The organism is Streptomyces sp. NPDC054883, from assembly GCF_053610645.1.
Map to the genome: position 1 here is coordinate 63,868 of NZ_JBSGYT010000040.1, position 6,135 is coordinate 70,002.

The following is a 6,135-nucleotide window of genomic DNA, read 5'->3' on the forward strand; positions in this document are numbered from 1 at the left end:
CGCCCCGGGCAGGGTGAGAGGACGGTAAAACCCGCCGTCGGCCGTGGAAGCCGCCCTCGGCACCGCCGCCACCCTCATGATGGGCGGCATGAGAGCGCGCGTGGTCCGTGTGGCCCTGGTGGCGGCGGCTGTGGCCCTTCTCCTGCTCGCCGTGCCGCTGGCCGTGGCGATCCGGTTCACGTTCTACGCCGATGAGGGCGGGGAACTGGAACGGGCCGCCATGGCCGCCGTCGTACGCGTCGGGCCCGAGTTCGGCTCCGGGGACCCGGTGGAACTGCCGGGCGTGCAGGGCGAAGTGCGGCTGGGCCTCTACGACCCGGCCGGCCGGTTGCTCTCCGGGGCGGGGCCCGCGACCGGCGGAACCACCGTCCGCAAGGCATTGGACGGGGGCGTGGCCCAGCAGCAGTCCGACGGCGAGCTCGTCGTCGTCGTACCCGTCTCCAGCGGTGAGCGGGTCATCGGGGCGGTCCGTGCCTCGACCGGTTCACGCGGCGTGTGGGCACGGGTGCTGTGGGGTTGGGCGGCCCTGCTGGGGGTCTGTCTGCTGGCGCTGGGTGCGGCGGTCGTCGTCGCCCGCCGGCAGGCGTCCGCACTCAGTTCCCCACTGGAGGCCCTCGCCCGGACGTCGCTCGCCATCGCCGACGGCGATCTGACGGCGCGCGCCGCACGCAGCACGATCATCGAGATCGACGAAGTGGCGCGCGCCCACAACGCGATGGTCGGACGTCTGGCACGGATGTTGGAACGCGAACGGCACTTCACCGCCAACGCCTCCCACCAGCTGCGCACTCCCCTGACCGGACTCCTGCTCGGCCTGGAAGCGGCTCTGGCCGACCCGGAGGCGGACCCCCGCGCCGCGCTCGCCGAGGCGGCGGAGCACTCACGTCACCTGGACCGCACCATCGACGAAGTGCTGCGGCTGGCGACCTCCGGTACGGCCACGGCCGCCTCCGCGCAGCGGGTCGGTGATCTGCTGGAGGGGGTGGAGCGCCGGTGGCACGGCGTGCTCGCCCGCGACGGCCGCCGCCTGAACGTGGTGTGGGAACCGGAGTCGGCGCACCTGCCCGCGCCCGGTCGCACCACCGACCAGATCCTCGACGTCCTCCTGGACAACGCCCACCGCCACGGCGACGGAAGCGTCTCGCTGACCCTGCGCGACCTGGGAACCGCGCTCGCGCTGGACGTCGCCGACGAGGGAACCGCCGTCCTCGACGCCCGGGCGATCTTCGAACGGGGAATCGGAGACGGCTCCGGCATCGGGCTGGCGCTGGCGCGGGAGCTGGCCGAGGCCGCCGGAGCGCGCCTCTCCCTGTCCGGAACCGCCCCCACCCGCTTCACCCTGCTGCTGCCACTGGACGGCGACAGGTGATCCGGTTCGCGGCGAGCTTCTGCAGGAGGCCGAACGCGAGGACGGGCAGCAGGATCTGCGGCCGGTCCGGCATCGCGGTGGTGATCAGCACGGCGCCCGCGCTGCTGTTGCTCATGCCGCAGGCCAGCGTGACGGACATGCCTGCGGGCGTGCCCAGACGCAGGGCGCGGGCGCACCAGCGGCCCCATCCGAAGGAGAGGACACACACGGCGGCCGCGGTACCTACCGCCGCGAGGAGGAGCAGCGGGCGGGGGCGACTGAGGAACTGCCCCAGCGCGCCGCTGGCATTGACGTAGGTGAGCAGGAGCGCGGCGAGCACGGCCGTCAGCGCGGCCGCCGGCAGTACGGTGCGCTCCGCGCGCGCGGACAGCAGCAGGCGGCAGCCGATGCCGGCGGCGCACGGCAGCAGGACCCCGGTGAGGGCGAAGCCGCCGCCCGTGCCGCCCCCGGCGGCGGCCAGCAGCCGTGCGTACTCCGCGCTCAGCAGCGGCGCGAGGGCGCCGATCGTGACCGGTACGGTGAGGGGGCTGACGAGGGCGGACGCGAGGACCAGGCCCAGTATCGCCGGTTCGTCGCCCCGGCCACCGCTCGTCCACACCGTGGCCCCGGCGGCCACGGGCATCGCGAGCGTCAGGACCATGGCGGCCACCATCCCACTGCCGTCGTCGGAGTCGGGCGAGCAGCGCAGCGCCACGGCGATGAGGGGGATGATCAGCAGTGGCGCGGCCAAATGGAGGCCCAGTCCGGCCAGCAGGACACGGGGCCGGCGCAGCATCCGGACCAGGGCGCGGGGACGGGCCAGCAGCCCGGCCGCAAAGAGGACGGCGGCCAGCAGTATCTCGGTGACGTTGAAGCCTACGCACAGCTGTCCGCCCAGAGCCGTGCTGTGGCCGTGCCGCAGCCACAGCCCCGGGGCCGGAAGAACGGCGGCCGCGGCATAGGCGGCGCAGGAAGCCCAGCCGAGTCGTCGGCGCAGGAACCCCAGCGGCCTGTCGAGGGGATGTCCGGACGGGGGAGCGGTCTCCATGGCGGCGAGCGTAGGCCCGGGCCCGGCGGCGGAAAGCCCGGCGCGGGCGGTCCGGCCCACGTGCTCAGGATGTGTTCAGGCTCGGGCTGGCACCGTCCACGCCATGACATACGAGACGCATCCCGCCACCGACTCCCGCGCGCCCGCCGCGCCCTTGCGCAACAAGGTCCCCGAGATCACCGCGTACTTCTGGGTCATCAAGGTGCTGTGCACCACCGTGGGCGAGACCGCGGCGGACTACCTCAACGCCCAGCTGGGTCTGGGACTCACGGGGACCTCTCTCGTGATGACGGCCCTGCTGGTCATCGCGCTGGTGGCGCAGTTCCGCACCAAGGCGTACCGGCCCGGCGTCTACTGGCTGGTCGTCGTCCTGGTGAGTGTCGTAGGCACGCTGATCAGCGACAACCTCACGGACAACCTGGGCGTGCCGTTGGAGGTCACGACGGCCGTGTTCGCCGTGGCGCTGGCGGCCACCTTCGCCCTCTGGTTCAAGCGGGAGGGAACGCTGTCGATCTACCGCGTCGACTCGGTCCGCCGCGAAGGGTTCTACTGGGCGGCGGTGCTGTTCACCTTCGCCCTGGGCACGGCGGCCGGAGACCTGGTGGCGGAGCGGATGTCCCTGGGCTACTGGGTCGCGGCCCTGCTGTTCGGCCTGGTCATCGCGGCGGTCGCCCTCACGCACTACACCATGGGGCTGGGCGCGGTACTGAGCTTCTGGAGCGTGTACGTCCTCACCCGCCCGCTGGGGGCCTCGATCGGCGACTACCTGTCCCAGCCCGTCGAGGACGGCGGCCTGGGCTTCGGCACCGTGGTCACCAGCGCGTTGTTCCTCATGGTGATCCTGGGCCTCGTGGTGTTCCTCACGGTCTCCCGGCGCGACGTCACGGACGGGGAGCAAGTCAGCCAGTCGGCAGTGTGACCACGAACAGCGCTCCGTGACGATGCGCTTCGTCGTGGTGGACGTCGCCGTCCACGGAGCGGGCCAGGCGTCGCGCGAGCGGCAGACCGAGGCCCGCTCCGGCGTGTCCGTCGCAGGGGTTGGCCCGCCGTCCGGGACGGAAGAGCTCTGGAGCGAAGTCCGTCGGGACTCCCGGCCCGTCGTCGGTGATCTCGATGCGGATGTACGCGTCCTGGCGGCGGGCGCTCAAAGCGACGCGGGAGCGGGCGTGGCGCACGGCGTTGTCGAGGACGGGACTGACCGCCCGTTCCAGGAGCCCCTGCGGGACGCCGGCGGTCAGGCCCTCCGTCCCGGTGGCGACATGGACCTCGACCCGCCCGCACGGGGAGAGCTGCGCGACAAGCCGGACCAGCGCGGACCGGACGTCGGTGGCGCCGCGCGTGGCGCCGGTGCCGTGGCGGGCGTCGTCAAGGAGGGTGTCGCAGATGGTGTGCATGGAGCGCGCGGCGTCCTCGATGGCGGCGCAGGCGGCTCGTGACTCGGCGGCGGAGCGGGGCCGGCTCTGCCACCAGTCGAGTTCGGCGACGATCCGGGCGAGCGGGTTGCGCAGCTCGTGGGACAGCTCCCGGGTGAGCTGCTGTTCGTGGCGCAGCCCCGCGCGGATCCGGTCCAGGAGCGCGTCGAGAGAGCCGCCGAGCAGGGCGAGTTCCTCGGGCCGCCGGACGTCGCCGAACCGCTCGTCGGAGGCGAGCGCGCTCCAACTGGTGGCCTGTTTTGTCATGGTGCGTACGGGGCGCAGGGCGCGGCCCACCGCGAGTCGGGTCAGCGCGTACGTGCAGGCCAGGATCGCCGCGTCGAGCATGAGTGAGGCGTACAGCACCGTGTCCGCGGAACCGCGGTAGGGCGTGAGGTCGACAGCGGTGACCACGGCGGCCGACGCGTCCTCAGAACCGGTGACGGGCTGGACGCACAAGCGTACCGGCTCCCGCCCTCCGACCGTGGCGCACCGGCGCCCGCCCCCGGCCGCGAGGGCGTCCGCGGCCCGGTCGAGCGGGCCGCCCGCCGCCACGCCGGGCGGGGCCTCGAGCCGGACTGGTCCGGCGTAGATCCAGACGTCGGCGTCGAGCGCGTCGTCATTGGGCACCTCCACGACGCGGGCCGTGGGCCCAGAGGTGTCGACGGTCGCTGCGATGGCGGCCGCCCGGGTGTGCAGGTGATCGTCCGCCTGCTGCTGGAGCCGCTGGCGGACGACGGCGTTGAAGACGACGGTGAGCACGATCACCAGCAGGGCCGCGGCCGCCAGGGCCACCAGCGAGAGCCGGCCGCGCAGGGTGTACGGGAGCCGGCGGCGGGGGCGTTTCATGACAGGCGGTGTCCGATCCCGCGGCTGGTGGCGAGCGTACGGTCGCTGCCGGCGGTACGGAGCTTGCGGCGCAGCCGGCTCAGGTACTGGTCGAGGGTGTTGTCGCTCACCTGGGCCCCCTCGGGCCAGCCGGCCCGGACCAGGTCGCGGCGGGTGACCAGCCCGCCCGCTGCGGCGATGAGCACGGCCAGCAGCCGGAATTCGGTCGGAGTCAGGTCCACGGGCGCTCCCGCCACGGTGCACGTGTGGCGGGTCGGATCGAGCAGGAGGTCGCCCGCAGCGGCGGGCGCCGGCGGCCCTGCCCGCCTGAGCGCGGCGCGCAGGCGGGCGGCGAGCTCGGCGAGGTGGAAGGGCTTGGCGAGGTAGTCGTCGCCACCGGCCGAGAACCCGGTCAGCCGGTCGGCCAGGTTGCGGTGCGCCGTCAGGAAGATGACGGGAGCCGTGAAGCCGCGCGCCCTGAGTGCCTGGCAGACGTCCCGGCCGTCCGCGTCGGGCAGCCCGACGTCCAGGACGACGCCGTCGAAGCCCTCGTCGGCCAGCCGCAGCGCCCCGGCGCCGTCGGCCGCCGGGGCCGGGTCGAAGTCTTCGTCGCGCAAGCCGCGCAGCAGCACGTCCCGCAGGGCGTGGTCGTCCTCGACGACGAGGATGCGCTGCTTCACGTCAGTCGTCCGCCGGACGCCGGTCACCCGTACGCCGCAGGTACGCGCAGGCCAGCAGGGAGAGCCAGGCGGTGGCGAAGAACCAGCCGCCGATCACGTCGGTGAACCAGTGGACCCCCAGGTAGACGCGGGTGAGGCCGACCACCGCGCCCCAGAGTCCGATCAGCACCACGAGCGTCCTGGGCGGGGTCCGGTCTCCGCGCAGCAGCAGCGCGGCGACCAGGAGCCCGGCGGTCATCGCTGCGGTGGTGGCGTGGCCGGAGGGGAAGGACCAGCCGGAGGAGTGGGCGGCCCAGTCCTCGACCGGGGGCCGTGCGCGGGCGATCAGGGTCATTGTCATGTACCGCAGGGCCTGTCCCGCGCCGAGGCACAGCATCAGCGCCGCCGCCGTCCAGGCGCGCTGCCGGATAGTGCGCCCCGCGTACAGGCCCGCGAGCAGGAGCAGGGCGTAGGGAATCACGCCGGTGCCGGTATCGGTCAGGGCGCGGGCCCCTGCGACCACGGCGGCCGGGCGGTGCTCCACGGACCAGCTGTGCAGGAACGCGTCAGCGGGCAGCAGGTGGCCCGGGGCCCACACGATCCACACCGTCAGCAGGGCGAAGAGCCCCCCAGCGGTAAGGGCCACCCACGCGGCCCGGCGCGCGAGGCCGGCGCGGCTCATGCGCCGGCCAGGAGGGGGCGCAGCGCGCCTCGCTTCAGCCGTTCCGTCCAGGAGTCTTGGTTCCGTCGGACGATGGTGGCCGCCGTGGCGGCGACGAGGGCGCCGACGAGGAAGCCGGCGAGTACGTCGTGCGGGTAGTGCACGCCCACCCAGACCCT

The 6,135-nt window shown here is 73.8% G+C and carries 7 protein-coding genes; 2 read left to right on the forward strand and 5 right to left on the reverse strand.

Annotated elements, in window-relative coordinates; translation table 11 throughout:
• The first annotated feature begins 88 nt into the window (after positions 1–88).
• Positions 89–1,369, forward strand: a complete 1,281-nt coding sequence (locus ACWGH1_RS25875; protein ID WP_453354744.1) for a sensor histidine kinase — start codon at positions 89–91, stop codon at positions 1,367–1,369.
• On the opposite strand, the gene ACWGH1_RS25880 is transcribed toward ACWGH1_RS25875, so the two are convergent.
• Positions 1,335–2,396, reverse strand: a complete 1,062-nt coding sequence (locus ACWGH1_RS25880) for a sodium-dependent transporter (RefSeq protein WP_453354745.1) — start codon at positions 2,394–2,396, stop codon at positions 1,335–1,337. The two genes, ACWGH1_RS25875 and ACWGH1_RS25880, sit on opposite strands and share 35 nt — an antisense overlap.
• A gap of 103 nt (positions 2,397–2,499) precedes the next feature.
• Between ACWGH1_RS25880 and ACWGH1_RS25885 the strand changes: the two genes are divergently transcribed.
• Positions 2,500–3,315 (forward strand): COG4705 family protein, encoded by an 816-nt coding sequence (locus tag ACWGH1_RS25885; RefSeq protein ID WP_453354746.1) that lies wholly within the window; start codon positions 2,500–2,502, stop codon positions 3,313–3,315.
• Here ACWGH1_RS25885 and ACWGH1_RS25890 read toward each other — a convergent pair.
• Genes ACWGH1_RS25890 through ACWGH1_RS25905 form a run of 4 tightly spaced genes read right to left on the reverse strand, consistent with a single transcriptional unit; the run spans position 3,296 to position 6,126 of the window.
• The gene (locus ACWGH1_RS25890) at positions 3,296–4,657 is read right to left on the reverse strand and encodes a sensor histidine kinase (RefSeq protein WP_453409033.1); all 1,362 of its coding nucleotides are present in this window, start codon (positions 4,655–4,657) and stop codon (positions 3,296–3,298) included. The genes ACWGH1_RS25885 and ACWGH1_RS25890 overlap by 20 nt on opposite strands.
• The gene (locus tag ACWGH1_RS25895) at positions 4,654–5,316 is read right to left on the reverse strand and encodes a response regulator transcription factor (protein ID WP_453409034.1); all 663 of its coding nucleotides are present in this window, start codon (positions 5,314–5,316) and stop codon (positions 4,654–4,656) included. The genes ACWGH1_RS25890 and ACWGH1_RS25895 overlap by 4 nt, the downstream gene beginning before the upstream one ends.
• A gap of 1 nt (position 5,317) precedes the next feature.
• Positions 5,318–5,977: a phosphatase PAP2 family protein gene (locus ACWGH1_RS25900; RefSeq protein ID WP_453409035.1), complete on the reverse strand. Its 660-nt coding sequence runs from the start codon at positions 5,975–5,977 to the stop codon at positions 5,318–5,320.
• Entirely contained in the window at positions 5,974–6,126 is a 153-nt protein-coding gene (locus tag ACWGH1_RS25905) for a hypothetical protein (protein WP_453409036.1), read from the reverse strand. The genes ACWGH1_RS25900 and ACWGH1_RS25905 overlap by 4 nt, the downstream gene beginning before the upstream one ends.
• Between the last annotated feature and the right edge of the window lie 9 nt (positions 6,127–6,135).

Coding starts and splice junctions, on each gene's coding strand:
- ACWGH1_RS25875 (WP_453354744.1), top strand. CDS start 89: ATGAGAGCGCGCGTGGTCCGTGTGGCCCTGGTGGCGGCGGCTGTGGCC.
- ACWGH1_RS25880 (WP_453354745.1), bottom strand. CDS start 2,396: ATGGAGACCGCTCCCCCGTCCGGACATCCCCTCGACAGGCCGCTGGGG.
- ACWGH1_RS25885 (WP_453354746.1), top strand. CDS start 2,500: ATGACATACGAGACGCATCCCGCCACCGACTCCCGCGCGCCCGCCGCG.
- ACWGH1_RS25890 (WP_453409033.1), bottom strand. CDS start 4,657: ATGAAACGCCCCCGCCGCCGGCTCCCGTACACCCTGCGCGGCCGGCTC.
- ACWGH1_RS25900 (WP_453409035.1), bottom strand. CDS start 5,977: ATGAGCCGCGCCGGCCTCGCGCGCCGGGCCGCGTGGGTGGCCCTTACC.